The 26,438-nt window shown below is 40.3% G+C and carries 20 protein-coding genes; 12 read left to right on the plus strand and 8 right to left on the minus strand.

Annotated features, from left to right (window positions below):
* Nucleotides 1-602: 602 nt before the first annotated feature.
* From glnB to LG003_RS03050, 5 genes are all read right to left on the minus strand, one after another.
* Nucleotides 603-941 (minus strand): nitrogen regulatory protein P-II, encoded by a 339-nt coding sequence (gene glnB / locus LG003_RS03030; RefSeq protein ID WP_011147501.1) that lies wholly within the window; start codon nt 939-941, stop codon nt 603-605.
* 15 nt (nt 942-956) lie between these two features.
* Nucleotides 957-2,579, minus strand: coding sequence for an NAD+ synthase (locus LG003_RS03035; RefSeq protein WP_262980130.1), 1,623 nt, complete (start codon nt 2,577-2,579; stop codon nt 957-959).
* Between the two features lie 66 nt (nt 2,580-2,645).
* The gene (gene glrR / locus LG003_RS03040; protein ID WP_112876349.1) at nt 2,646-3,983 is read right to left on the minus strand and encodes a two-component system response regulator GlrR; all 1,338 of its coding nucleotides are present in this window, start codon (nt 3,981-3,983) and stop codon (nt 2,646-2,648) included.
* Nucleotides 3,980-4,825 carry a two-component system QseEF-associated lipoprotein QseG gene (gene qseG / locus LG003_RS03045; RefSeq protein WP_262980131.1) on the minus strand — a complete coding sequence of 282 codons (846 nt, stop codon included), beginning with the start codon at nt 4,823-4,825 and terminating at the stop codon, nt 3,980-3,982. The genes glrR and qseG overlap by 4 nt, the downstream gene beginning before the upstream one ends.
* Before the next feature lie 3 nt (nt 4,826-4,828).
* A complete protein-coding gene (locus tag LG003_RS03050; RefSeq protein WP_192880975.1) occupies nt 4,829-6,268 on the minus strand; it encodes a sensor histidine kinase in 1,440 nt (479 codons plus the stop codon).
* 1,103 nt (nt 6,269-7,371) lie between these two features.
* Here LG003_RS03050 and LG003_RS03055 point away from each other — a divergent pair.
* From LG003_RS03055 to LG003_RS03065, 3 genes are all read left to right on the plus strand, one after another.
* Nucleotides 7,372-7,971, plus strand: coding sequence for a short chain dehydrogenase (locus LG003_RS03055; protein WP_262980132.1), 600 nt, complete (start codon nt 7,372-7,374; stop codon nt 7,969-7,971).
* Nucleotides 7,972-8,361: 390 nt separating this feature from the next.
* Nucleotides 8,362-8,658 (plus strand): type II toxin-antitoxin system MqsR family toxin, encoded by a 297-nt coding sequence (locus LG003_RS03060; protein ID WP_112876351.1) that lies wholly within the window; start codon nt 8,362-8,364, stop codon nt 8,656-8,658.
* A gap of 15 nt (nt 8,659-8,673) precedes the next feature.
* Nucleotides 8,674-9,075, plus strand: coding sequence for a type II toxin-antitoxin system MqsA family antitoxin (locus LG003_RS03065; RefSeq protein WP_046397899.1), 402 nt, complete (start codon nt 8,674-8,676; stop codon nt 9,073-9,075).
* A gap of 199 nt (nt 9,076-9,274) precedes the next feature.
* On the opposite strand, the gene purL is transcribed toward LG003_RS03065, so the two are convergent.
* The gene (purL, locus tag LG003_RS03070) at nt 9,275-13,162 is read right to left on the minus strand and encodes a phosphoribosylformylglycinamidine synthase (RefSeq protein WP_262980133.1); all 3,888 of its coding nucleotides are present in this window, start codon (nt 13,160-13,162) and stop codon (nt 9,275-9,277) included.
* Nucleotides 13,163-13,428: 266 nt separating this feature from the next.
* Here purL and mltF point away from each other — a divergent pair, with 266 nt between their 5' ends.
* On the plus strand, nt 13,429-14,844 hold the full coding sequence (gene mltF / locus LG003_RS03075; protein ID WP_112876353.1) for a membrane-bound lytic murein transglycosylase MltF: 1,416 nt from the start codon (nt 13,429-13,431) through the stop codon (nt 14,842-14,844).
* A gap of 131 nt (nt 14,845-14,975) precedes the next feature.
* The gene (locus LG003_RS03080) at nt 14,976-17,282 is read left to right on the plus strand and encodes an Orn/Lys/Arg family decarboxylase (RefSeq protein WP_262980134.1); all 2,307 of its coding nucleotides are present in this window, start codon (nt 14,976-14,978) and stop codon (nt 17,280-17,282) included.
* 15 nt (nt 17,283-17,297) lie between these two features.
* Here LG003_RS03080 and tadA read toward each other — a convergent pair whose 3' ends face one another.
* Complete coding sequence (gene tadA / locus LG003_RS03085) at nt 17,298-17,807, minus strand: tRNA adenosine(34) deaminase TadA (RefSeq protein ID WP_262980135.1); 510 nt, start codon at nt 17,805-17,807, stop codon at nt 17,298-17,300.
* Between the two features lie 251 nt (nt 17,808-18,058).
* Nucleotides 18,059-18,655 carry a gp53-like domain-containing protein gene (locus tag LG003_RS03090; protein WP_262980136.1) on the minus strand — a complete coding sequence of 199 codons (597 nt, stop codon included), beginning with the start codon at nt 18,653-18,655 and terminating at the stop codon, nt 18,059-18,061.
* A gap of 857 nt (nt 18,656-19,512) precedes the next feature.
* Between LG003_RS03090 and LG003_RS03095 the strand changes: the two genes are divergently transcribed.
* The 7 genes from LG003_RS03095 to LG003_RS03125 all read left to right on the plus strand — a co-directional run bounded on the left by LG003_RS03095 (nt 19,513) and on the right by LG003_RS03125 (nt 26,437).
* On the plus strand, nt 19,513-20,232 hold the full coding sequence (locus LG003_RS03095; protein WP_112876356.1) for a gp53-like domain-containing protein: 720 nt from the start codon (nt 19,513-19,515) through the stop codon (nt 20,230-20,232).
* A 280-nt stretch (nt 20,233-20,512) separates the two neighbouring features.
* Nucleotides 20,513-21,784 carry a phage tail protein gene (locus LG003_RS03100; protein ID WP_262980137.1) on the plus strand — a complete coding sequence of 424 codons (1,272 nt, stop codon included), beginning with the start codon at nt 20,513-20,515 and terminating at the stop codon, nt 21,782-21,784.
* Between the two features lie 551 nt (nt 21,785-22,335).
* Nucleotides 22,336-23,163, plus strand: a complete 828-nt coding sequence (locus tag LG003_RS03105; protein ID WP_262980138.1) for a phage tail protein — start codon at nt 22,336-22,338, stop codon at nt 23,161-23,163.
* 54 nt (nt 23,164-23,217) lie between these two features.
* A complete protein-coding gene (locus LG003_RS03110; RefSeq protein WP_262980139.1) occupies nt 23,218-23,652 on the plus strand; it encodes a tail fiber assembly protein in 435 nt (144 codons plus the stop codon).
* A 354-nt stretch (nt 23,653-24,006) separates the two neighbouring features.
* The gene (locus tag LG003_RS03115; RefSeq protein ID WP_262980140.1) at nt 24,007-24,726 is read left to right on the plus strand and encodes a gp53-like domain-containing protein; all 720 of its coding nucleotides are present in this window, start codon (nt 24,007-24,009) and stop codon (nt 24,724-24,726) included.
* Nucleotides 24,727-24,780: 54 nt separating this feature from the next.
* Entirely contained in the window at nt 24,781-25,215 is a 435-nt protein-coding gene (locus tag LG003_RS03120) for a tail fiber assembly protein (protein ID WP_112876360.1), read from the plus strand.
* A 394-nt stretch (nt 25,216-25,609) separates the two neighbouring features.
* Nucleotides 25,610-26,437, plus strand: coding sequence for a phage tail protein (locus tag LG003_RS03125; RefSeq protein ID WP_112876361.1), 828 nt, complete (start codon nt 25,610-25,612; stop codon nt 26,435-26,437).
* The last annotated feature ends 1 nt before the right edge of the window (nt 26,438 follow it).

A 26,438-nucleotide genomic window follows, 5' to 3' on the forward strand; every position in this document is an offset into this window, starting at 1 on the left:
GGATAGTTATGATCTGATACTTTCTTTTTTGTGATTACCAAACCAAAACGGAGATCCTGTTTCAAGCGAAAAGTGCTAATGCATGATTTGAGATAAATGAAGGTTAAAGCGATGGAAATCAGTCATATGTACCGCCTCATTATTAAGCCAAATTGACAGGTACGAATGTTCAGATTAAAAAAGATAATAAATTTAAACGATCTATAAAATAGTTGCTGCTCTTGCTTTATCTGGCAAGAAAGAAACGGCACAACAATATAATTTCAATCGTTTTTTTTAAGATAACCTCAAATTCTTATAATAAATTTAAATTGAGAATAGTCATTAAGGTTAAATAATTTATTTATATGACTGTATTTTCAAATAATTATTTAATTAACCACATCGCTAATTATGGCTGATTGAGATATTTACCTAATCTTTATATTATATTGACAGGGTTTTTACTGCATTCTTAATATTTTCTATATTAACCAATATCTTGATTCTGTACGCAAATATCGGATTTTGCTTTAGCGCTTAATTTATTGCCCTCAGCGACTATCTTTATAGGGGTGGCCTTTTTATCTACCTGTCACCACCCCCAAAAAATTTAAATTAAGTTAAATCGCCTCTTCGTCCTGCTCACCAGTACGGATACGCACAACACGCGCCACGTCGAATACAAATATTTTACCATCACCGATCTTCCCGGTCTGTGCCGTCTGCATAATGGTTTCAACACAGGTATCGACAATATCATCTGGCACGACAATTTCTATTTTCACTTTTGGCAGAAAATCCACCATATATTCCGCACCGCGATACAGCTCGGTATGCCCTTTCTGGCGCCCAAAACCTTTTACCTCGGTTACCGTCATTCCGGTGATACCCACTTCCGCCAGAGCTTCACGCACATCATCCAGCTTGAAAGGTTTGATAATCGCATCAATCTTTTTCATGAAGTTTTCCTGTTGTTACCAATTTTTACGGCCGAAACCAGAGGTAATCGGGTAACGTCTGTCTTTACCAAAATTACGGTGCGTAATACGCGGACCCACCGGAGCCTGACGACGTTTATATTCGTTGATATCAACCAAACGAACAACTTTACGTACAATCTGCTCATCAAACCCCGCTGCCACCAGCTCATCAACCGACTTATCCTGTTCCACATAACCTTCCAGAATATCATCCAGAATGTCATAAGGCGGTAAACTGTCCTGATCAAGCTGCCCAGGCGCCAATTCTGCCGATGGCGGACGATCAATGACTCTTTGAGGTATCGCTGACGAAACGGTATTACGATATTTTGCTAATTCAAATACCAATGTTTTCGGTACATCTTTCAGCGCATTAAAACCACCCGCCATATCACCATATAATGTGGAATATCCCACCGCTGATTCACTCTTATTACTGGTCGTTAGCACGAGACGATGGCGTTTATTAGACATCGCCATCAGAATAACGGCACGACAACGCGCCTGTAAATTCTCTTCGGTGGTGTCTTTGACCGTACCCGCAAATAGAGGTTCGAATTGTGCCATAAATGCATCAAACACCGGTTCGATCGACACCACATTAAACTCAACACCCAACATGTCAGCTTGTTCTTTAGCATCCTCTATACTCATTTCAGATGTATAGCGAAATGGCATCATAACAGCCTGAACATGATCTTTACCCAATGCATCAACAGCAATTGCCAACGTTAAGCCAGAGTCAATCCCCCCGGATAAGCCTAACAACACGCCTTGAAAGCCATTTTTGCGAACGTAATCATGTACTGAAAGGACTAATGCTTGATACACCTGCTGCAATGGCGGTAATTCGGGTGCCGGATTAACCATAGGTTCAATTTTTAATTCATTAAAACGGCATTGTTGGATTTGTTCATTAAATGCGGCTAACCGATGAGTCACTTCACCATTTGTATTAAAAACTTTAGAACAGCCATCGAAAATCAGCTCATCCTGACCACCAACCTGATTAAGATAAATCATGGGTAAATCTGTACGTTGGCAATGTTCTTTAATCAGTTCATAACGAATATAAGGTTTTTCACGATTATATGGAGAAGCATTGATAGAAAGAATTAAGTCTGCACCAGCCTGTTTTAAGGCATCAATCGGCTCATCAAACCATAAATCTTCACAAATCAATAAGCCGAGATTGTAGCCCTTAAATGGCACAACACAGCTTTGATCGCCCGCTTTAAAATAACGTTTTTCATCAAAAACACCATAATTTGGCAACCGTTGTTTGAAATAACGGGCCAAAATTTTCCCTTGCCAGAATAAGGAAAGCGCGTTGTAAATCTCCCCGTCCTGCTCCCAAGGATGACCAACTAAAATAGCCGTTTGACAACTGGCCGCCTGTAAACGTGCTAATTGCTCACGGCAACGCTGATGAAAATCAGCCCGGAATAATAGATCTTCTGGGGAATAACCGGATATCGCCAGTTCAGAAAACATCACCAAATCAGCACCTTGGTGCTGTTGTTCCTGTACTGTCTGCAACATACGTTCACAGTTGCCTTCAATGTCGCCAATCATCCAATTAAGCTGTGCAAGGGCAATATTAAGAGTACGGCTCATACAATTTGGCTCTCCCAAGCCACCAATCTTTATACCAGTGTAAAAACTTCCTGAACAGCAGAGAAGTTATTCTTTAAAATCATTCGCATCTAACTCATGACGCGCCAGTAATTTGTAGAATTCAGTCCGGTTACGCCCCGCCATACGCGCCGCATGAGTCACATTACCTTTGGTCATTTGCAGTAATTTACGCAGATAATTCAGTTCAAACTGATTTCTGGCTTCTACAAAAGTGGGTAACGCAGTATTTTCCCCTTCCAGGGCCTGCATAACCAAGGCTTCACTAATAACCGGCGCAGTAGTCAGCGCAACACACTGTTCGATCACATTAACAAGCTGACGCACATTGCCAGGCCAACTTGCCGCCATCAGGCATTTCATCGCATCAACTGAAAAACTACGGACAAAAGGTTTATGACGCTTCGCTGATTCACGCAACAGATGATTCGCCAATAAAGGAATATCTTCAACCCGGCCATTCAAAGCTGGAATTTTCAAGTTCACCACATTTAGGCGGTAATAGAGATCTTCGCGAAACTCATTTTTTGCCATAGCCTTCGGTAAATCACGGTGAGTCGCTGAGATAATCCGTACATCAATATCCAGATCACGGTTACTTCCGAGCGGGCGTATTTTACGTTCCTGCAATACGCGCAATAATTTAACCTGCAAAGCCAGCGGCATATCACCGATTTCATCAAGAAACAGGGTTCCCTCCTGTGCAGCAAGGAATAACCCTTCACGGCTGCTGACCGCACCGGTAAATGCGCCTTTAGCATGACCAAACAGTTCTGACTCAAGGAGTTGTTCCGGCAAAGCACCACAGTTAATCGCGATAAATGGCTTTTTCGCCCGTGGACTGGCGCGGTGAATTGCCTGGGCTAGCACTTCCTTCCCCGTACCACTCTGACCGTTTATCAGTACACTGACATCAGATTGGGCAACCATTCGCGCCTGCTCCAACAAGCGCAACATAGCAGGACTGCGGGTAACTATCTGCTCCCGCCACTGTTCATCACTGGCAGGCGTGGATAACGCCAATGCGCCATCAATCGCTTTATAAAGCGCATCCCGATCAACTGGTTTAGTCAGAAAACTAAAGACACCCTGTTGAGTGGCCGCTACTGCCTCTGGAATTGAGCCATGAGCCGTCAGAATGATAACTGGCATACCCGGTTGTTGCTTCTGGATTTCAGCGAACAGTGCCATACCATCCATTTCATCCATACGCAGGTCACTGATCACCAAATCGATTTTTTCTTTAGTTAACAATCTCAACGCTTCACCGCCACTTTCTGCGGTTGTGACACGAAAGCCTTCACTGGTAAGACGCATTCCCAACAATTTCAACAAACCAGGATCATCATCAACCAGAAGAAGATGGGCTGGTTTACGCGCTGTCATGGTGCTGCTCCTTTATCTGATTCAGAGGTACTGTTTGGCGTACTATTTTTGTTAGGTAATGCCGTCGTTTCTGGCGTTTCAACATGTTTATCCAAATTGCCTGAGCCAGCACTCCCCTGATTTTGTTTACGGGAAGAGAGCTGACGTTCAATATCTGTCAGATTTTCCAGTTTACGAGAAGTTTGCTGTAGCTCAAATTCCAACCGTGCACGACTTTCACGCAGACGATCAAGTTTATTATCCGTATCTGCCTGTAATTTTTGGAATTTTGCCCGCTCCTCAGCCACTGCAATTTGCTGAACCTGCTGCTCACGCCATAACTGTAATAACGGTCGCAACGGATCTGGGAATTTCAACCTGTATTTGTTGAAGTTTTCAATCATCTTCCGACGCTCAGACAATGTAGGCCCGGCACTGTTAAGTAAGATACTTTGTTTAAAAGCCATATCCCAAGTAACCGGAAGCGTGTATTTCGCCATATTACGTGCTTTCGCTGATGTCAGGCGATCTGAACAATCCATCAGTCGCAGCCAGTAAAGCGCATTCTCAATCGATGGCAGCGTCTCTAAATCCCACATTAACTCACACTCGGCAATACGGTAATCCGTTACCCGTTGCTCTGGTATTACCATTTGAGTAACTGTCGCTAAATTATTATTAACCGGATTTTTAACGCAACCCGCCAATAAAAAAACAACGAAGATCAGCAGAATCATGCTAAAACCCCAAACTGAAACTCGTGGTAATAACAATCTGGCAACCAATACGTTTTTCCCAAGTTGTACTGCAATATTCTGCCGATCCGTCTTTCGTACAAAACGGTAAGTAGACCTGTTATGCATTATTTATTCATTCTCAGCAGCTAATGGCAATTTAATACGAAAACATACGTCAGCAAATTCGCTCTGAATCAATATCAGTTCGCCCTCCATACGCTTAATACAATCCTGCGCAATACTTAGCCCAAGACCACTGCCTTTCACTGCACCTTTACGCTGGAGCGTTCCCTGATAGAACGGTTCAAAAATCATACTGCGTTCTGATTCAGGGATTGGCGTACCTGTATTAGCAACATTAATTTGAACATATTCGCCAATCTGACGACTTGAAACCCAGATGTTACCGGATTCGGCACCATAGTGCACCGCATTAGAGTAGAGATTATCAATAACCCGCATTAATAGTGTAGGCTCTGCCCATAAAATATCAGTATCAAGCTGGATTTCCGTCTGAATATTTTTCGATCTTGCGGGTAAACTGTGTGATAAAACTACCTCATTAACAATTTCCCGCAGAGAAACCTGCTGTTGCTCCGTCGGACCATCCGCCAGTTTACGGTTATAATCCAGTAATTGCTCGATCAATTGCTGTAAATGTTTACTACTATTATCAAGAATAGCAACCACTTCTTGCTGATCAGCCGTTAATGGCCCTGCCACTTCATCAGCCAGTAATTCTGTCCCTTCCCGCATACTTGCCAGCGGTGTTTTCAGTTCATGAGAAATATGACGTAAAAACTCATGGCGCTGTGATTCCAACCAAGCCAAGCGTTCACTGAGCCAGATAATCCGTTGCGCCAAAGAGCGGAGTTCTCGCGGCCCCTGAAAAGAATCTATGCGAACGCCTAATGATTGACCTTCTCCCAATCGGTTAATCATGCGTTCAATCCCTTTAACCGGCCCGATAATCATGCGAGTAAATAACGCGACCAATAACGCACTCAGTAGAAATAAAATGAGACTCTGCCAGCCAAAAAATTGCCCTTTTTCAGCAATATCTCTCTGTAACTGTTCTCCTCGGCTGAAAATAACATCACGGGTAGCCTGTACCATCTGGCTATTAGCATTGGAGAATTGCTCAAGTAATTGAGCGGCAGGTTGGGTAGGTTCACTATTGAGACAAGCGATTTTTGTTAACTGCGACAGCAAATCGTTAAGCGTCTTAATATACTGTTGATCATCAAGTATAACCATCTGATCTTTCAGCATCTTAAGGTATTGCTGATATTGCCTTTGGTAGAGGTTTTTCAGCGTTTTATCCCCTAACACGCAATACTGGCGGTAACTGCGTTCCATCTCCAACGCAATACCTGTCATAGCCTCACTGCGGCGGGCATCCGCTAGCGTGGTACGGTTTATATCAGCCGCTTGCTCACTGAGTTGATCAAGACTCTGATAAGCCTGATAAGCCAAAACCAACAACGGCAATAACACCAGCCAGAAAGCCATGACAACTAATTGGCGCAATGAGCGCGGAAATAAACGCCATTTTTTCAAGGAAATCATCTCGTAACCTGTCAGTACACTCATGCTAACCGACAAAAGGCTGATAGAAAAACCATCGGTTGATAAATTTTGCTGTGACTGAAAATCAGTGTAAGACGCAAACAGTACAAAGGGGCAGGTAAACACCTGGGCGATGACGGCGGAATAATAGTTTTTGCTACTATCCCGCCAGTGAGGATAACGCATGCCCGCTGTTTATCTACAACAGTCAGACATAGGTTGGTGCCTCACTCCACGTGTCGCCCGATGTTTGATAAGGCTCGAAAGCGATATCACTGAGTTGGACGGTAGGCACCTTACTCTGGCATCATTCGATGGTTTATGTGGCATCTCTCCACCTAAATGTGGGCCGACATAAGAAGTTGAATGAGCAACTGTTCCAACTTAATGCATATTCTATGCCAATATTAAAATTTTAATTATAACTAGCTGTTTTTACTTTATAAAAAATTAAACGTAACGTTTCAGCAACCTAACAGCTTATTTTCCGGTATGAGTAAAATTTATTTTTTGTCGCCAATTAAAGACACCTAAAATCATGAAAATAAAAATAGATTAAAATCAAACAATTAAATGTCTCCTTTTTGAGACACCCATAACACCTGTTTGTCGGGTAATTGAGACAATGGAGCAATTGGGCATCTAAACGCCTAGGAATTCACTGATATAAGACTTTCACATCTGAATCACCAGCACTGATATCATGTCAATGGTCTATATATCTGGCCTTTATCAGCCAATGATGTACCATCGTAGATAGAAGCAAATAGGTCTCCATTCGGAGGAAAATATGTGTCAAACCCAAAACGAGGAACCGCTATATATGGTTCAAGATCTGACTCAATTTGAGATGCAGCAAAAACAAATAGCCTTGCTATGCCTACTTTCTCTTGCTGAAAAAAATATAAAATCGGGACGAGTAGTATCCCCTGATGAACTACGAAATAGCCTACGGAATTTAATCAACAATGACTGACAAAAAGGTGTGCAATTTCTGCTCACCCTTTTTCGCATCAGTTCAGCATATTCGAGTTAAAAGTAATATTCATCATGCAACGATGTAGTCACAAAAATTTCATTAATGTAGAAAAGGGTAAATAGAAATGAAAGTTATTGTTATTGGAGCAAGCGGTACAATAGGAAAAGCAATCTCGGAAGAATTAGAAAAAAATCACGAAGTCATTCGTGCTGGAAGGAATGGTTTAGATGTTATAGTCGATATCACTTCCGTTGATAGTATTAAGCGTATGTATGAAAAAATTGGAAAAGTTGATGCCGTAGTCAGTGCAACAGGTAGCGCGCATTTTGGATCAATTTCAGAATTAACTCCAGAGTTAAACGAAATAGGAATAAACAGTAAACTTAAAGGCCAAATTAACCTAGTACTGTTAGGAATGGACTATATTAACGATGGCGGAAGTTTTACTTTAACAACTGGAATTATAATGGACGACCCTATCCTACAAGGAGCATCAGCAGCTATGGCAAATGGTGGTGTCAAGGCATTTGTAAAATGTGCAGCAATTGAAATGCCAAGGGGAATTCGCATAAACAGCGTTAGCCCTAATGTCTTACAGGAATCATTAGATAAATACAGTGAGTTTTTCCCAGGTTTTAACGCTGTTCCTGCAAGCCGTGTAGCTCTTGCTTTTAGGAAAAGTGTCGACGGAGCTCAAACCGGACAAAACTACGAAGTTTATTAATTCAGAAAAAAGAATATAAATAACGTTTCATAATTCTGCTACACATGGCTTTCTTCAACTCATTATTATATACCCTATGGATTTCAAGATGCATCGCGACGGCAAGGGAGAGAATCCCCGGGAGCATAGATAACGATGTGACCGGGGTGAGTGAGTGCAGCCAACAAAGAGGCAACTTGAAAGATGACGGGTATAGATAAAATTATGAGTAGTATAAGATATAGCACTATTTTGGAATCTTATTTTATAAGTCTAAAAGACTTCTATATTAAGCGCTCCGATAAAGATTGATGGGGGGTTCTATCTCTAAACCTTTGATATAACGCTAATACTTACCACTAAGATCAAATTATTGCATTATACTAACCAACTAGGTTAATATCCGCTCATATGGAAAAACGAACCCCACATTGTAAGTTATCAGTGGTCAAGGCCATGATTGAAGCTGGAAAGGTACGTACCACACATGCAGCGCGAGTCGGTGCGAATGAGTTGGGGCTTGAGTTCTCCGATATGTTGGCCGTGGTGATGGCGCTCACTCCAGCAGACTTCTACAAGAGTATGACTACTTATTCTGATCACACTGTCTGGCAAGACGTGTACCGACCAAGTATACAGGCAGGCGACGTGTATCTGAAACTGACGGTCATTGATGACGTGCTGATCGTGTCCTTCAAAGAGTTATAAATAGGAGCTATGAACATGAAATGCCCTGTTTGCGGTGCAGCGGAACTTATCCATGACACCCGCGATCTGCCCTATACTTACAAGGGCGAAACCACAATCATTTCTGCGGTAACAGGCGACTTCTGCCCTGCCTGCGCCGAATCTATTTTGGATGCTGCGGAATCAGAACGCGTCATGTGCGAAATGCGGACATTCTCGAAGCAAGTCAACGCGGCCATAGTCGATCCCAAGTTCATTGCCAGAGTACGTAAGAAGCTCGCGCTTGATCAGCGGGAAGCTTCTGAAATCTTCGGCGGCGGCATCAATGCTTTCTCGCGCTATGAAAACGGCAAAACCAAGCCATCTTTAGCTTTAGTGAAGTTGCTTAAAGTGTTGGATCGTCACCCCGATTTACTCTCTGAGGTCAGGATGATGTGATTCTTTCTATTCGTTCTATTGGACTCCAACCCCTTAATTAATAGGTCTATCACCAAGCCATCCAAACATAGCCATTTATACCTCTGGATGGAATGCTAAAACAAATAAAAAAATGGCTTCAATTGTGATCTCATGTCAGTTACGAAACAAAGAATCTCAATGAAGCCAATCTATACTATCGCCTAAAAAAACCGCCTGATTACCCTAACTGCTTACGAGCATTACGGAAAATTCGCATCCACGGGCCATCTTCGCTCCACTCCTCTGGATGCCACGAATTATTCACCGTGCGAGATACCCTTTCTGGATGAGGCATCATAACAGTTGCCCGGCCATCAAGGCTGGTAACTGCGGTAATGCCATTCACTGAACCATTTGGGTTAGCCGGATAGTTTTCCGTAACCTGCCCATAGTTATTCACATAACGCAGCGCCACTAACCGGCTGCTTTCAAGCATCTCAAGATGCTGTCTATCTCGGAATTCCACTTGCCCTTCCCCATGAGAAACCGCAATCGGCATACGAGAACCTACCATATCTTGCAAGAACAGTGACGGGCTGTCAGCCACTTCCACTAAACTGAATCGTGCTTCAAAGCGCTCTGAACGGTTACGTACAAAACGCGGCCAATGTTCTGCACCCGGGATCAACTCCCGCAAGTTAGACATCATCTGGCAACCATTACAAACACCAAGCGCCAATGTATCAGGTTGTGCAAAGAAAGCAGCAAATTCATCACGAACACGCTCATTGAACAGTATTGATTTCGCCCAACCTTCACCTGCCCCCAACACGTCACCATACGAGAAGCCACCACAGGCAACCAGTGTCTGGAATTGGCTCAATCCAATACGTCCAGACAACAAATCACTCATATGAACATCAATCGCCTCGAAACCAGCTCGGTGGAACGCCGCAGCCATTTCAACATGGGAGTTAACGCCCTGTTCACGCAATACAGCCACCTTCGGCCTTACCTGCTGCAAAATGTAAGGCGCGGCAATATCTTCTGAAATATCAAAGGTCAGTTTTACATTCAATCCAGGGTCCTGATTATCCTGTTTAGCCTGATGTTCCTGATCTGCACACGCCGGGTTATCGCGCAGACGCTGCATTTGCCATGTGGTTTCTGCCCACCATAAGCGCAAGGTACTGCGATTCTGGCGATAGACTTCAGTGTTGCCACTAAAGATAACAAAATCATTACCTGCTTTGGCTTTACCCAGATAATGCACGCAATCGGCCAGACCATGTTCTGCCAAAACGCTTTCAACTAACCCTCTATCCGATGCTCGAATCTGAACCACAGCGCCCAACTCTTCTGTAAAGAGCGCCGCCAGAATATCTTCATCAAACACACTGATATCAGCTTCAATGCCACAATGGCCGGCAAAAGCCATTTCAGCCAACGTGACCAGTAAACCACCATCAGAGCGGTCGTGATAAGCCAGTAATTTTTGTTCCGAAATCAGTTGCTGAATCGCATTGAAGAAACCCGCCAATTGTTCAGCACTACGTACATCTGCGGGTTTATTACCCAGTTGACGGTAAACTTGTGCCAATGCGGTACCGCCCAGCGTGTTCTTTCCTTGCCCCAGATCGATTAATAACAATGCATTATCTTCATCAGTGGAAAGCTCAGGAGTGACTGTACGGCGAACATCTTCCACTCTGGCAAAAGCGGTAATCACCAGTGACAAAGGCGCCGTCATCTCACGCTCCTCACCTTGGTCATGCCAACGGGTTTTCATCGACATGGAGTCTTTACCCACCGGAATTGTCAGCCCTAGCACAGGGCACAACTCCTCACCCACCGCTTTAACCGCCGCATACAAACCGGCATCCTCACCAAGGTGACCCGCAGCAGACATCCAGTTAGCTGAAAGTTTAATGCGTTTTAAGTCCTGGACATAAGCAGAAGCGATATTGGTCAGAGCTTCACCGACCGCCATTCGGGCAGAAGCAGCAAAATCCAGCAAAGCGACCGGCGCACGTTCACCCATGGACATCGCTTCGCCATAGTAGCTATCAAGGCTAGCGGTGGTAACAGCGCAGTCCGCAACTGGGATTTGCCATGGACCCACCATTTGATCACGAGCAACCATGCCAGTGACAGAGCGATCGCCTATCGTGATCAGGAAGGTTTTTTCTGCCACAGCCGGCAAATGCATAATGCGTTTAACAGCTTCTGTCAGATCGATATCCCGACGCTCAAGGCTTTCACCCCTCGCTTTTAATGTACTGACATTACGCAACATTTTTGGCGTTTTACCTAGCAGTACATCCAAAGGCATATCGATTGGCTGATTATCAAAATGTTCATCATTAAGCAGTAAATGACGTTCCTCTGTTGCCTCACCGATAATGGCGTAAGGTGCACGCTCTCGTCGACAAATCTCCTCAAACAGCGGAAGTTGTTCCGGCGCAACAGCCAATACGTAACGCTCTTGTGATTCGTTACACCAGACTTCCAGCGGGCTCATTCCCGGCTCATCATTAAGAATTCTGCGTAACTCAAATCGTCCACCGCGACCACCATCACTGACTAACTCAGGCATCGCATTGGAAAGCCCACCAGCACCCACATCATGAATAAACAGAATCGGGTTGTTTTCGCCTAACTGCCAACAGCGATCGATCACCTCCTGACAACGGCGCTCCATTTCCGGGTTATCGCGTTGTACCGAAGCAAAATCCAGATCAGCATCGGATTGCCCCGATGCCATAGAAGATGCGGCCCCTCCACCTAAACCAATGTTCATGGACGGGCCACCAAGCACAATCAGTTTTGCGCCAACAGAAATTTCACCCTTTTTGACATGTTCATCTCGGATATTACCGATCCCGCCTGCCAGCATGATCGGCTTGTGATAACCACGTAATTCGCTGCCGTTATGACTGTTGACTTTTTCTTCATAGGTACGGAAATAACCCAACAACGCCGGACGACCAAATTCATTATTAAACGCCGCGCCACCTAAAGGGCCTTCTATCATGATATCCAGAGCACTAACGATACGCTCCGGTTTACCGAAATCCTCTTCCCACGGCTGTTCAAAACCCGGTATCCGCAAATTGGATACCGAAAATCCCACCAGACCCGCTTTTGGCTTAGCCCCACGACCGGTCGCCCCTTCGTCGCGGATTTCACCACCAGAACCTGTCGATGCGCCCGGCCAAGGAGAAATTGCAGTCGGGTGATTATGCGTTTCCACTTTCATCAGAATATGAGCCTGCTCCTGATGGTAATCATATGAACCATTTTCCGCACGGGCAAAGAAACGGCCAACAGAAGATCCCTCCATCACAGCGGCATTATCTTTATAGGCTGACAGGACATAATCAGGAGTCTGCTCATAGGTGTTTTTAATCATTTTGAACAGCGATTTTGGCTGCGTCTGACCATCAATAATCCAATCAGCATTAAAGATTTTATGACGGCAATGTTCTGAGTTAGCCTGAGCAAACATATAAAGTTCAACATCTGTTGGATTGCGCCCTAATTTCTGGAAAGCATCCATCAGATAATCAATTTCATCCGGGGCCAGCGCCAATCCAAGTTCAATATTGGCAGTTTCTAACGCACTGCGTCCTGCTTGCAGAATATCAATGCGTTTTAACGGAACGGGTTGCTGACGAGAAAATAATTTCTCCGCCTGTTCCAATTGAGTAAAGACCGTTTCCATCATCCGATCATGCAGCAGTGATGACAATATTTGCCACTGTGCACCACTCATTTCATCGCTCTGGATATAATAAGCCAGGCCACGCTCCAGACGCACAACCTGGGACAGGCCACAATTGTGAGCAATATCGGTTGCTTTGGAAGACCAAGGGGAAATCGTTCCCGGGCGAGGTGTGACTAACAGCAATGTACCTTGGGGTTCATGTTCAGCCAGCGAAGGTCCATATTTTAGTAATTGTTGTAACTTTGCTGAATCAACATCACTCAAAGATGCATTAATCTCTGCAAAATGAACATATTCCGCATAAATATCATTGACCGGAAGTTGCTGTTCTTGGCACACAGAAAGGAGTTTAGTGATACGAAATGCAGATAAAGCAGGTGAACCACGTAGAATTTTCATAGTAATCAATTCTCTCATCTTAGAAGCAAAGCTTAATAGATGCCTAAGGGGAAATGAGACCATTATAGAGGATTGTAACCCATGACGAAACCGTTTGCGTGACGATTATTACAGCCAATTATCCTATCGCCAAATCATGCAAATAGTATCAATTAGGTTGCACAGCCCGTTTTTGTTCCGCAAAATGCTCAATCACTGGAAATTTAACCATAACAATATAGCGCGTTTCCACATAGCACCACACTGCGTTATACAGAGATAACCATTTGAATAATATAAAAATAAATTATTTCGTTATCATTGTTATCGCTCTTTTTTCTGCCGCCATCATTAGTCTGAACATCAGTTGGCCGAATAAACAGCAGGAGCAGATTAACAGGATCATTACCAGAGGAGAGCTACGGATCAGCACCATTAGCTCACCTCTGATCCATCTTACCGGTAAGAAAGAACCAAATGGATTTGATTACGAGCTGGTACAACGCTTTGCTAATTACCTTGGCGTCAAATTAGAAATCAAATTTAGAACAAATATCAATCAGTTATTTGATGACCTGGAAAAGGGTGAAGCTGATTTTCTGGCCGCCGGCCTGACTTATCATCAAGAAAGGCTGGATCAAACCCGCACAGGTCCTGCCTACTATTCTGTATCCCAACAACTGATTTATCGCAAAGGAACTCCACGCCCCCGTTCTTTTAAAGACTTAAAAGGTAAACTATTAGTCGCTTCTGGTTCTGCTCATGCCAGCACATTGAAAGAAATGAAAGCGAGTTCCTTCCCTGAGCTCGAATGGAAGGAGACACAGCAATATAACACTCGCGAACTACTGGAACAGGTATCAGAAGGTAAACTGGATTATACGTTAGGTGACTCGATTAATGTCGCGTTGCAACAACGTACTCACCCTAATCTGGCCGTCGCTTTTGATGTGAGTGAAGATAACCCGCTGACATGGTATTTAAAACGCATTGACGACTACAGCCTTTACGCTGCCATGCTGGATTTTTTCAGCCAGCTAACGGAAAAAAATGTCATGCCACGATTGGAGGAGAAATACTTTGGTCACGTCCACTCATTTGATTATTTCGATACACTCTCTTTTCTAAGTGCCATCGATAATATTCTGCCTACCTATCGGCCACTATTTGAAAAATATTCCGGTGATATCAGTTGGCAACTACTCGCTGCCATTGCCTGGCAAGAGTCTCATTGGGACCCACAGGCAACCTCACCCACGGGTGTACGTGGCCTGATGATGTTAACCAGTCAGACGGCTAAAGGGTTAGGCGTCATTGATCGCCTTGATCCGGAGGAGAGTATTAAGGGAGGGGCGATCTATCTGCAAAATTTAATGAAACGACTACCTGAAAATATCCCTAAAGATGAACGCATCTGGTTTGCACTGGCAGCTTACAATATGGGTTATGGACATATGTTAGATGCCCGCAAACTGACGGCATCACAGAAAGGAAATCCCGATAGCTGGCTCGATGTCAAAAAACGGATTCCACTATTAAGCCAGAAAAAATATTATACAAATACCACCTATGGCTATGCCCGTGGACATGAAGCTTATCGCTATATTGAAAATATTCGCCGTTATCAGCTTAGTTTAGTCGGATATTTACAGGCCAAAGAAAACCGGAAAAAATTAATTCCCCAAGAAAACCAACCAAAATAAAAGTAAACAAATATAAGGCCCTAAGGAGTCAATTACAGCCATTATATATCCTCAGTTATATTATGTTTGACAACTAATTCAGCTAACCATACTAAATTCGTCAGGACACTATCTCTCTCAAAGGATAAATCATGATTAATTTAGACATTAACGAACAAAACAAAATTATGGTCGTCAGCAGCCATGTATTTAGTCCGACGACGGCAAATGGTCGTGCCTTTACAGAGTTAATAGAAGCATTAAAAAAGAACAATTTCGCTGTTATCCTGGCTGCTACATTCCAAGATGGCATAGCTACCGTTTCTTCTGACTCCTCACTATGCTGTATTTTTGTTGATTGGACTTCAGGAGATAATAACTATGAATCTCATAAACAAGTCTTAGAATTACTGAAAGAAATACGCAGACACAATACAACCATTCCGGTATTGTTGACCGCGGAATATTCCAGTATCGACACACTGACACTTGAAGTCATGGGATTGGCAAATGAATTCGTCTGGATGCTTGAAGACACGGCTGGATTTATCGCTTCTCGCGCCAGTTCGCTAATTAAGAAATACTATGCTCAATTATTACCGCCTTTCACTCGTGCATTACTGCAATACACCCAAGAATCACCAGAATATTCCTGGACTGCTCCTGGGCATCAAGGTGGTGTTGCACTGACTAAGACAGCGGCAGGAAGAGAATTAATTAATTTCTTTGGGGAAAATTTATTCCGAAGTGATATCGGAATAGAAAGAAAAATACTTGGCTCATTGCTAGATCATACAGGTGCTATTAAAGAATCAGAAGAATATGCCGCAACGATTTTTGGTGCTCATCAAAGCTATTGCGTTCTTAACGGCACTTCGGGTTCTAACCGTATTATCATGGGTGCCATTATTGGTGAGAAAGAGATTGTTATATGCGATCGCAATTGCCATAAATCTATTGGACAAGGTTTAATCATGACTGGAGCTTTGCCCGTATATCTTATTCCTCAACGCAATCGCTATGGTATTATTGGCCCCATTCCCAGAGATCAATTTCAACCAGAATATATCCAACAACTTATTGAACAACACCCATTAAAAGCGATCGCGATAGACAATAAGCCTGTTTATGCGGTCATCACCAACTGTACTTATGATGGAATATGTTATCACGCAGAACAAGCACAAGATTTACTAGCAAAAAGTGTTGATCAAATTCATTTTGATGAAGCTTGGTTTGCTTATGCGCGTTTTAATCCTATGTATAAACATCGTTACTCAATGCGTGATGACCCAAATGATTTTGACAATAATGGCCCGACAATATTTGCCACTCAATCCACACATAAGATGTTGGCAGCGCTATCACAATCATCCTATATCCATATCCGCAATGGTAAAAAACCCGTTGAACATTCCCGTTTCAACGAGTCTTATATGATGCACTCCACAACTTCACCGCTATATTCGCTTATCGCCACTAATGAAATTGCAGCGGCCATGATGGATGGCCCACAGGGGCAAAGACTGATACAAAACGCGATTAATGAAGCCGTAGACTTCCGTCTGACATTAGCAAAAACCCATCATCAATTTAAACAAAAAGATGATTGGTTCTTCTTACCCTGGAATGCCAGAGAGATTATCAGCGCAGATAGCGGTAAATTAATTCCTTTCCATGAAGCAAACAGAGAACAATTGGCAACGGATCCTGCCTGTTGGGTATTAAAAGAGGGAGACAAATGGCATGGATTTACCAATCTATCAGAAGAATGGTGCCTGCTAGATCCAACAAAAGTCGGTATTTTATGCCCAGGAATGAATGATAATGATGAATTGCTGGAAAATGGCATTCCAGCCGAAATTCTTTCCGCTTATCTCAGTCAGCATGATATTGTGCCGGCACGTACCACCGATTTTATCGTTCTTTGCCTGTTTTCTATTGGCGTCACCAAAGGTAAATGGGGAACATTGATCAATGTATTGTTGAATTTCAAGAAACACTATGACGCTAATACTTCACTTAAACAATGTTTGCCAAAACTCGCGAAGCAATACCCTGAATATTATGAAAATATGGGGCTCAAAGATATTTCGGATAAAATATTCGGATATATAAAAGAATATGAAATAGATATTGAGCAAAAGAAATCATTTAGCCAATTACCTGAGATAGTGAAACTCCCCCGACAAGCACACCTTGATCATATGGGAGGCCGCACTGAACATATACCACTTAATGAACTGGCAGGGCGCATATCTGCTGTGAGTGTCATTCCTTATCCACCAGGTATACCAATAATCCTACCGGGAGAACGTTTTGGTGATGAACATGCGCCCCGGTTACAATATATTCGCCAACTCGGTGAATGGAATAACAAGTTCCCAGGCTTTGAAAAAATCCTAGAAGGCGCAGAGATGATAAACGGCGAGTACCATATATGGGTACTAAAAGAGTGAATCCATAGGGTATATCTATTGATTTTCTTCCTGCTGTTTTCTGGCTGCTTTTAATGCTTTATGTTGCAGCCGACGTTGTTTGAAAAAAACACTCAACATCGTCGAACATTCCTCAGCAAGCACGCCACTGGTAATATCAATTTGATGATTCATGCCAGGATGGCGCAATATATCAACCAAAGAACCTACGGCGCCAGTTTTCATATCACTGGCGCCATAAACCAGCCGCTGTATTCGGCTATGTATTATAGCACCAGCGCACATAGTACAAGGCTCAAGCGTGACGTATAAGGTGGTATTTATCAAACGATAATTTTGTAACTGCTCTCCCCCTTTGCGTAACGCAATAATTTCAGCATGAGCGGTAGGATCATGCGCGATAATAGACTGATTCCAACCTTCCGAGATGATTTTATTATCAGCAACCAATAGAGCACCAACAGGTATTTCCCCCTGCTCTTGCGCTTTCATTGCTCGTTCGATGGCCTGCTGCATCCAATATTCATCACTATATTTTTCAGTCACTGCGGTATCTCATTTGATTACATCAGGGACAATTATAACGATTTGTTTTACCTATTTTCCAGATATATTTTCTTATTATTCCACGAGGCATATACATCAGAGATAATTTTATATATCGCTTATTACTACAACATCCCATAAATCAACCACTAAATATATAATACAACTCTATTTTACGACATCATTACATTTCCTTTAAATAAATAATAAGCCGAAACAAGTTCAGCTTATTATTCATTCTAAAATATTAATTAAAAACCGATTGCAAAATAATCTCCATATACATAAGTATCATTAGCAGATAACCTGATTTCACTTCCATAAGCATTAATCGTTCGCGCGGCAACCCAGGAGTTAAAAGTATTCAATGTCCCGTTAGGTGCTGCTGACATCGGAAATATCCAATCACCAACAGGTGACATAAAAACCTTCAGACAACCATGCTTAAACGGTGTTGGTAAAATAACTTTGTTTATCGCTAATGGAGTAAAATTATGCCTTCCCCACTGAAGTATTAATCCGCCCGGCAGTTGTTGATAACCATTATGAGATAAACTACCGGGGAATTTTTTATTCGCGTGACACTCTAATGAATCAGCAAAAGTCTTATTAAGTGTTGTCAAATCACCATTATCCAAAACATCCTTTCCACACTGCGTGGACATAAAATTAGCCACGACAGAGGCTATTGTTGATGATTGTCGTAATGCCTTATTTAACATGTGAGTAGTAATACTTTCTGGAGGAAACCCAGTTTGTAAATTCTGACTTTTTTCATATTCTGGTTGACCCACTACGTTGGCATTATTATTAATAGAAAAAGCTTTAAAATCATTCTTATTACTCATTTATCCTCCTCACAAAAAAATAATAGATTTCATTTACTAAGAACTTACTTACATAGAAATTTTCAAATACAAAGCTAACATCAATGTACAAACAATCAATAAATCTATTTTAATCATTATATTATTAAATAAAATATAACAAAATATTATTACAACATAATACAACTAACTCTTTTAAAAAAAACAAACAACACTATTTAGAAAACAATTCAGTTAATTTTATTAATTTCAACTCTATTAAAGGCAATATAATCAGGCATTAACAAAATGAATCATTTTTTGATCAGAAACAAAAATGATATTACATACACCCATAAAAAATTGTAGCAACAAGGAAATAATATAATAATGGAGCAGAAAGCTAATTTAATTAAAAATAGGATTTTAAGAGTTAACTATATTTTCCGTATATAAACAGGCTTGTTCTATATAACTTATACTTCGACACGCGGAATAGTAAAAGTTTTATTCCCCAGCCAAAAGTAAAAAAACCGAATGAATTATTTAAGGGAATACGAACATGCTTACTTCCGGATTAACGATGTTGCACTTATTATGTGAATCAAAGCCTCATTTTTATATCAATTTCTAGTATTAATCTTTCAGTATAGAAACTATTGAAGATAGTTTATAAAAATAAGAGACATTAATAGTTTTGATATATTTTCGATTACAAGATGTTAAACAATTTATTGTCATCAGTCATACATAAATAATCAATCGTTTAAGTTATAATATAATCTTACTATCCTCTTTTTGGAGTAGACTATAATTGAAATCAATCTCGATAAATTAGCTATACTATAACTCAACATGCTAATTATAACAGAACATTATTTTATTTAAGGAAAGTGCATATGAGTCACAAGAATGATTTTAAAGCTTTTTCTATTAATAATAATGCCAACGTAGTGAGTCAACCAGAATATGAAAAAAGTCAGAATTTAAAAACTGGGTTTCCCCCAGAGGATATTACTACTCATGTGTTAAATAAAGCATTACGTCAGTCGTCAACAATAGCCTCTGCCGTGGCTGATTTTATCGCCACACAATCTGGCGATGATGTTCTCGATGATGGGGATATTATTAAATTAATCGCCCAGTTAAATAGAGCTTTAGAACAAAAAATTATAACTAAAATTTCCAACTCCGCATTAGAAAAAACACAAAATGGCGCAGATATTCCTGATAAAAATGCGTTTGTGAAAAACTTAGGTTTAAATGAAGCTGCAAAACGGCAAGTAGGAACGGGGATTAATCAGATACCAGATATGTCATTTTTCACCAAAAATTTGAATGAAACTGGCTGGCAAAAATCACCTTCTGGTCTAATTGAAATGTGGGGAATAGCTCAAGTTAATGGTTATGGTTCTTACACATCTGGATATTTAAACAACTTTCCAATACCATTCCCAAATAAATGTTTTAATGTCACGTTAACTCATAATGGCCACAGCCCTAACGCGGCGGGAATATTTTCAGTAATCATAGAAAATCAGCGTGAATTTCGATGTTTTAGAAGCCCTACTAACTGGGCTCCCATTGTTACAGCATATTTTAAAGCAATAGGATATTAATTTAATAAAATTCAAATTGCCATAATCATTTAATTAACATGGTAAAAAATTTTGACCGATAAAAACATGTACTCAGCATATTCAATAAGGCATTACTTTTACAATAATTCAACATGTTATTTATATACCCTATGGATTTCAAGATGCATCGAGACGGCAAGGGAGTGAATCCCCGGGAGCATAGGTAACGATGTGACCGGGGTGAGCGAGTGCAGCCAACAAAGAGGCAACTTGAAAGATAACGGGTATAAAGTTTATCACTTAATTTAAGGAGTATAATATGAGTCCTAAAAATGATTTTAAGGCTTTTTCTATTAGTAATAATGCTAATGTAGTGAGCCAAGAAAAATATGAAGAAAATCAGAATTTGAAGACTGGGTTTGCACCAGATGGTATTACCACTAATATATTAAATAAGGCATTACGTCAATCATCCACCATATCCTCTGTAGTCGCTAATTTTATCGCGACACAATCTGGCAATGATGTTCTGGATGATGGAAATATAGATAAACTCACCGTTCAATTAAATAAGGCTCTGGAACAGAAAATGGCGCCAAAGGTTCCCGATGCCTCATTAACACAGAAAGGTATTGTTCAGCTTACAGATGTGGTTGGTAATAGTAATTCACTCGCTGCAACTCAAAAGCTCGTTTCTGATGTAAATGATAATGCTAACAATAGATTAGCCAAAAACCAAAATGGGGCAGATATTCCCAATAAAAATGAATTTGTGAAAAATCTCGATTTGCTGGACACCGTCAATTTGGCTAAAAATGCTGTGCCGAATAATAGGAAAATTAATGGTAAGGCGCTGACTGGAGATATCAATTTAGGGGCTGGTGATGTGGGAGCATTTAAGCTCGGATTAACAGGAAAATATTCTGTTGATAACCAAGTCCCGTGGAATGTAGATTCAGGGTCATATGACTTACTGAATCCGAAATTTAGTGATCATGTTGTGCACTTCTATAACGGAGCTGGGAGTTGTCCGGCTTTTCAATTGAAAGTACATTACAAAAACGGAGGTATTGCTTATCGCTCGGCTCGTGATAATTACGGATTTGAAGAAGATTGGACTAACATTTATACAACAAAAAACAAACCTACTGTAAACGAACTTGGTTTATCAGAAACCGTAGCATTGGCGAAAAATGCAGTTCCTAATAACAGGAAAATTAACGGCAAAGCGCTGGTTGAAGACATCAATCTAGAAGCCGGAGATGTCGGGGCGTATTCACGTTCAGAATCTGACAGGCGATATCAAAAGAAAGGCCCTAATCAGGGATGGCAAAAAATAGGGGCCGGTGGAGACAGCGGAAGTAGTATATTACTGAGTCAGGACATACGAGGAAGATGTATATATTTACGTACTGGTAGCCCAGGTATATTTTTACCTTTACAAATGCCTCCAATCGATAATATTTTGGTTGGTGCCGGATATGGTTCAAGAGGATGGCTCGTTGTGCATTCGTCAGATGGAGGACTGAGGTTATCTATAGTAAACAAAGAGGATTGCCCTGATATTACAGAAATTTATATTGCTGATTAGAATTATGGGCTGCATGGCAGCCCTTTTTATTTTTTAGGAGATAATTTACCCCCTATTTTACAAAGATATTTACCTATACCCGTTATCTTTCAAGTTGCCTCTTTGTTGGCTGCACTCGCTCACCCCGGTCACATCGTTACCTATGCTCCCGGGGATTCACTCCCTTGCCGTCGCGATGCATCTTGAAATCCATTGGGTATATATTTATCGAACAAGCACAAAACAAATATAACAATCTAGCCAACAGATAAAATAATATTATTTTCGCAACCGACATTCTGACGCCCTGTATTTTAACAAACCATTTAAAAATTGACAAAAGAGACAAGATAATTCCAAAATACCAACATTTTGAATATGCTTTCGATTACAAGACATTAAACGATTTATTATCATTAGCCATACACAAATAATCAATCAAGTGATTAATAATGGAATCTTATTATCCTACTTTTGGAGTAGACTATAATTGAACACAATCTCGATAAATCACCTACACTATAACTTAATATATTAATTACAAAAGAACATTATTTAATTAAGGAATATATATGAGTCCTAAGAATGATTTTAAAGCGTTTTCTATTGGTAATAACGCTAATGTAGTGAGTCAAGAAAGATACGAAGAAAGTCAGAATTTACAAACTGGATTTCCCCCAGAAAATATTACTACCCATATACTAAATAAATCATTACGCCAGTCGTCCACAATAGCCTCTGTTGTAGCTGATTTTATTGCGACAGAATCTGGCAGTGATGTCTTGGATGATGGTAATACAACCAAACTTACTACACAATTAAATAAAGCGTTAGAAAAAAAAATTACTACAAAAATTCCCGATGCCTCATTAACACAGAAAGGTATTGTTCAGCTTGCAGATGTGGTTGGCAACAGTAATACACTGGTTGCAACTCAAAAGCTTGTCTCCGATATAAATAATAACGCCAATAACAGACTAGAAAAAACTCAAAACGGCGCAGATATCCCCAATAAAAATGCGTTTGTGAAAAACTTAGGTTTAAATGAGGCTGCAAAACGGGAAGTAGGAACTAGAGTTAATCAAATTCCAGATATGTCATTTTTCACTGCAAACTTGGTTCAGAATGGTTGGCAAAAATTACCTTCAGGTTTAATTGAAATGTGGGGAATAGCATTAGTTTCTCTCGGTGGAAATCCTAATGGCGGATATATTAATAACTTTCCAATACCATTCCCAAATAAATGTTTTAGCATCACATTAACTCACAATGATTGGGACCCCGGAGCAGCAGGAATATTCGGGGCGTCTGTAGTAAATCAGAGTCAGTTCAAATGTTACAGAAGTTCTACCCCTCATACGCCTAATGTTTATACATATTTTAGGGCAATAGGATATTAATTAAAAATAATTAACTTACCATGATGATTATTTAATTAAAATTGGCAGAGAATTATGAACGATAAAAACTATATATTCAGTGAATTAAATAAAGCATTTTATCCGATATCATTACAACAAGATTATATTGCAGCAGGATCATGGCCAAATGACCCTATACCTGTAACAGATGACATATTCCATAAATTTTCAGGAATACCGCCCACAGGAAAAATACTGTCCTCTGGAGAGGATGGTCTTCCTTGTTGGAAAGATATTCCACCCCCAACGAAAGAGGAATTGATATCTATCGCAGAAGCCCAAAGAGCGAAATTCATATCTCTTGCAAATGAGAAAATAACGCCGCTTGCTGATGCTATAGAACTTGATATAGCTACGAATGAAGAAACACTATTACTTAAAGAGTGGAAAACATATCGTGTGATGCTTAATCGCATTGATACTTCAACAGCCCCAGAAATTGACTGGCCAATTTCACCATTATCGTAATTAAAAAAAGGACCGGGATTAGGATAGTTCCCGGTCTTTATCATCCTATTTATTCAGATATTTTTGACCTTCCAACATCTATTTCACCATTTTATTTACCAAAATCAGTGACAAATTCTTTTCTACAGTTAAAAATCATCAAATGTTAAATATAAATAGCCTGGATAGACTCTCGTTAAAAAACATTGAATACTTATTTCCATCAAAAATATAAAAATAGTTAACCTTATTAGAAATAATAACACCCCACTATTTTTATCCTGAACTAGACTATGATAAGCATTAATCACGATAAACCAGCCCAATAATAACCCAATGTATCAATTATATAATAATATTATTTAAGGAATTTGCATGAACCCAAAAAATGATTTCAAAGCTTTTTCTACTAGTAATAATGCTAATGTAGTGAGCCAAGAAAGATATGAAGAAAGTCTGAGTTTGTATTCTGGGTTTCCACCAAATGATGTTCCCACTCACTTGTTAAATAAAGCATTACGTCAGTCGTCAACAATAGCCTCTGTTGTCGCTAATTTTATCGCGACACAATCTGGCGATGATGTTCTCGATGATGGTGATACCATTAAACTCAACATTCAATTAAATAAGGCGTTAGAACAAAAAATTATAACTAAAATTTCCGATTTCGCATTGGAAAAAGCACAAAACGGCGCAGATATTCCTGATAAAAATGCATTTGTGAAAAACTTAGGTTTAAATGAAGCAGCAAAACGAGAAATAGGCACTGGAATTAATCAGATTCCAGATATGTCGTATTTCACTGCAAACTTGACTAGCGCTGGTTGGCAAAAATTACCTTCAGGTTTAATTGAAACATGGGGATTTGTACTGGCTAACGGCTATGGCTCTCTTGAGGCTGGATATTTAAATAATTTTCCAATACCATTTCCTAACGCCTGTTTAAATATTACGTTAACTCATGGTGGTTATAACCCCCAAGACGCCGGAATATGTTCAGTACACGTAGTAAATCGGAGCCAATTCCGATGTTATAGAAGTCCTACTAATCATGTTCCTCCTGTTGGAGTCTATTTTAGAGCGATAGGTTATTAATTAAAAAAAATTAATTTATCATGATGATTATTTAATTAAAATTGGCAGAGAATTATGAACGATAGAAACTACGTATTCAGTACGTTAAATAAAGCATTTTATCCGCTATCATTACAGCAGGATTATATTGCAGCAGGCTCATGGCCAAACGACCCCATATCTGTAACGGATGACATATTCAATAAGTTCTCGGGAATACCTCCCGCAGGAAAAATACTTTCCTCCGGCGAAGATGGTCTTCCTTGTTGGAAAGATATCCCACCACCAACAAAAGAAGAATTGATATCTATAGCAGAAGTCCAAAGAGCGCAATTTATATCTCTTGCAAATGAGAAAATAACGCCGCTTTCCGATGCGCTAGAACTGGGTATAGCAACAGACGAAGAAATGCTATTACTCAAAGAATGGAAAAAATACCGGGTGATGCTTAATCGGGTTGATACTTCGAAAGCACCTGAAATTGACTGGTCAATTCCACCCTTATCGTAATTAACAAAAAGACTGGGATTCAGGTAGAACCCGGTCTTAATCATTTTATTGATTCTGGTATTTTGTAGTTATTCAACACCAATAATCATTAAAATATTAAACCAATTCAGTCATACCACATAATTCCTCCAAGGAATAAATGAGACTTTATTAATGAAAATAAAGATCATTTTCAAACATTAAATGCAAATAGTTTAGATATATTTCAGATTACAAAAAATTAACATATTCATTACCAACAATTATATAAAAATAGTTAACCCTATAAGTTATAAGAGTATTCCATTATTATTTTTTCTAACTAAACTATAGCTGGCGTGAATAGGGAAAAATTATTTTTATAAAAATTCACTATATTGCTTATAAAATACACTGCTTAATTGGAGAAAAATATATGAGTCAAAAGAATGATTTTAAGGCTTTTTCTATTAATGAAAATGCAAATATAATGACCCAAGAAACATATGAAAAAGAACAAAAATTACAAACTGGGTTTCCAACAGCAGATATTACCCCTGAACTATTAAATAAGGCATTACGTCAGTCGTCAACCATATCCACTGTCGTCGCTAATTTTATCGCAACACAATCTGGCGAAGATGTTCTGGATAATGGGGATATAGACAAACTCACCGCCCAATTCAAGAAATCCTTAGAACAAAAAAACACAACAGAAACTCCCGATGCCTCATTAACAGAAAAAGGAATTGTTCAGCTCACAGACCAAATAGGCAACAGTAATACACTTGCTTCAACTCAGAAGCTTGTTTCTGATGTAAATGATAATGCTAATAATCGACTGGCAAAAGACCAAAACGGTGCAGATATTCCTGATAAAGCTGCATTTATAAAGAACCTTGGTTTATCAGATTCAACAAATATAACGATAGGGAATGGTGAAAATCAGGTACCTAATATGTCGTTTTTCACCGCTAACCTGAATCAGGTCGGATGGCAAAAATTACCTTCGGGTTTAATTGAAATGTGGGGAATAGCATCAGTTAAAGGCAATGCTTATGCCGAAGCTGGTGCTTTAAATAACTTTCCAATCCCATTCCCGAATAAATGTCTCAACGTCACGTTAACTCACGTTGGTAACGCTCCTCAACATGCTGGAACATTTTCACTAATGACGGTCAATAATGCCCAATTCCAATGTTTTAGCAGTATTCCAAATTTACAAATTCCTGTAGCAGCATTTTATAGAGCAATAGGGTATTAAT

This window comes from Photorhabdus kleinii, assembly GCF_025384885.1.
In the GTDB taxonomy this organism is placed as follows: domain Bacteria; phylum Pseudomonadota; class Gammaproteobacteria; order Enterobacterales; family Enterobacteriaceae; genus Photorhabdus; species Photorhabdus kayaii.

What these genes read in the sequence shown, in the direction of transcription:
- LG003_RS03080 (WP_262980134.1), top strand. Translation starts at nt 14,976, where the DNA reads ATGATTAATTTAGACATTAACGAACAAAACAAAATTATGGTCGTCAGC.
- LG003_RS03090 (WP_262980136.1), bottom strand. Translation starts at nt 18,655, where the DNA reads ATGAGTAATAAGAATGATTTTAAAGCTTTTTCTATTAATAATAATGCC.
- LG003_RS03035 (WP_262980130.1), bottom strand. Translation starts at nt 2,579, where the DNA reads ATGAGCCGTACTCTTAATATTGCCCTTGCACAGCTTAATTGGATGATT.
- LG003_RS03055 (WP_262980132.1), top strand. Translation starts at nt 7,372, where the DNA reads ATGAAAGTTATTGTTATTGGAGCAAGCGGTACAATAGGAAAAGCAATC.
- purL (WP_262980133.1), bottom strand. Translation starts at nt 13,162, where the DNA reads ATGAAAATTCTACGTGGTTCACCTGCTTTATCTGCATTTCGTATCACT.
- LG003_RS03105 (WP_262980138.1), top strand. Translation starts at nt 22,336, where the DNA reads ATGAGTCCTAAGAATGATTTTAAAGCGTTTTCTATTGGTAATAACGCT.
- LG003_RS03060 (WP_112876351.1), top strand. Translation starts at nt 8,362, where the DNA reads ATGGAAAAACGAACCCCACATTGTAAGTTATCAGTGGTCAAGGCCATG.
- glrR (WP_112876349.1), bottom strand. Translation starts at nt 3,983, where the DNA reads ATGACAGCGCGTAAACCAGCCCATCTTCTTCTGGTTGATGATGATCCT.
- LG003_RS03065 (WP_046397899.1), top strand. Translation starts at nt 8,674, where the DNA reads ATGAAATGCCCTGTTTGCGGTGCAGCGGAACTTATCCATGACACCCGC.
- glnB (WP_011147501.1), bottom strand. Translation starts at nt 941, where the DNA reads ATGAAAAAGATTGATGCGATTATCAAACCTTTCAAGCTGGATGATGTG.
- LG003_RS03050 (WP_192880975.1), bottom strand. Translation starts at nt 6,268, where the DNA reads ATGATTTCCTTGAAAAAATGGCGTTTATTTCCGCGCTCATTGCGCCAA.
- LG003_RS03110 (WP_262980139.1), top strand. Translation starts at nt 23,218, where the DNA reads ATGAACGATAAAAACTATATATTCAGTGAATTAAATAAAGCATTTTAT.
- qseG (WP_262980131.1), bottom strand. Translation starts at nt 4,825, where the DNA reads ATGCATAACAGGTCTACTTACCGTTTTGTACGAAAGACGGATCGGCAG.
- LG003_RS03100 (WP_262980137.1), top strand. Translation starts at nt 20,513, where the DNA reads ATGAGTCCTAAAAATGATTTTAAGGCTTTTTCTATTAGTAATAATGCT.
- LG003_RS03115 (WP_262980140.1), top strand. Translation starts at nt 24,007, where the DNA reads ATGAACCCAAAAAATGATTTCAAAGCTTTTTCTACTAGTAATAATGCT.
- LG003_RS03125 (WP_112876361.1), top strand. Translation starts at nt 25,610, where the DNA reads ATGAGTCAAAAGAATGATTTTAAGGCTTTTTCTATTAATGAAAATGCA.
- LG003_RS03095 (WP_112876356.1), top strand. Translation starts at nt 19,513, where the DNA reads ATGAGTCACAAGAATGATTTTAAAGCTTTTTCTATTAATAATAATGCC.
- LG003_RS03120 (WP_112876360.1), top strand. Translation starts at nt 24,781, where the DNA reads ATGAACGATAGAAACTACGTATTCAGTACGTTAAATAAAGCATTTTAT.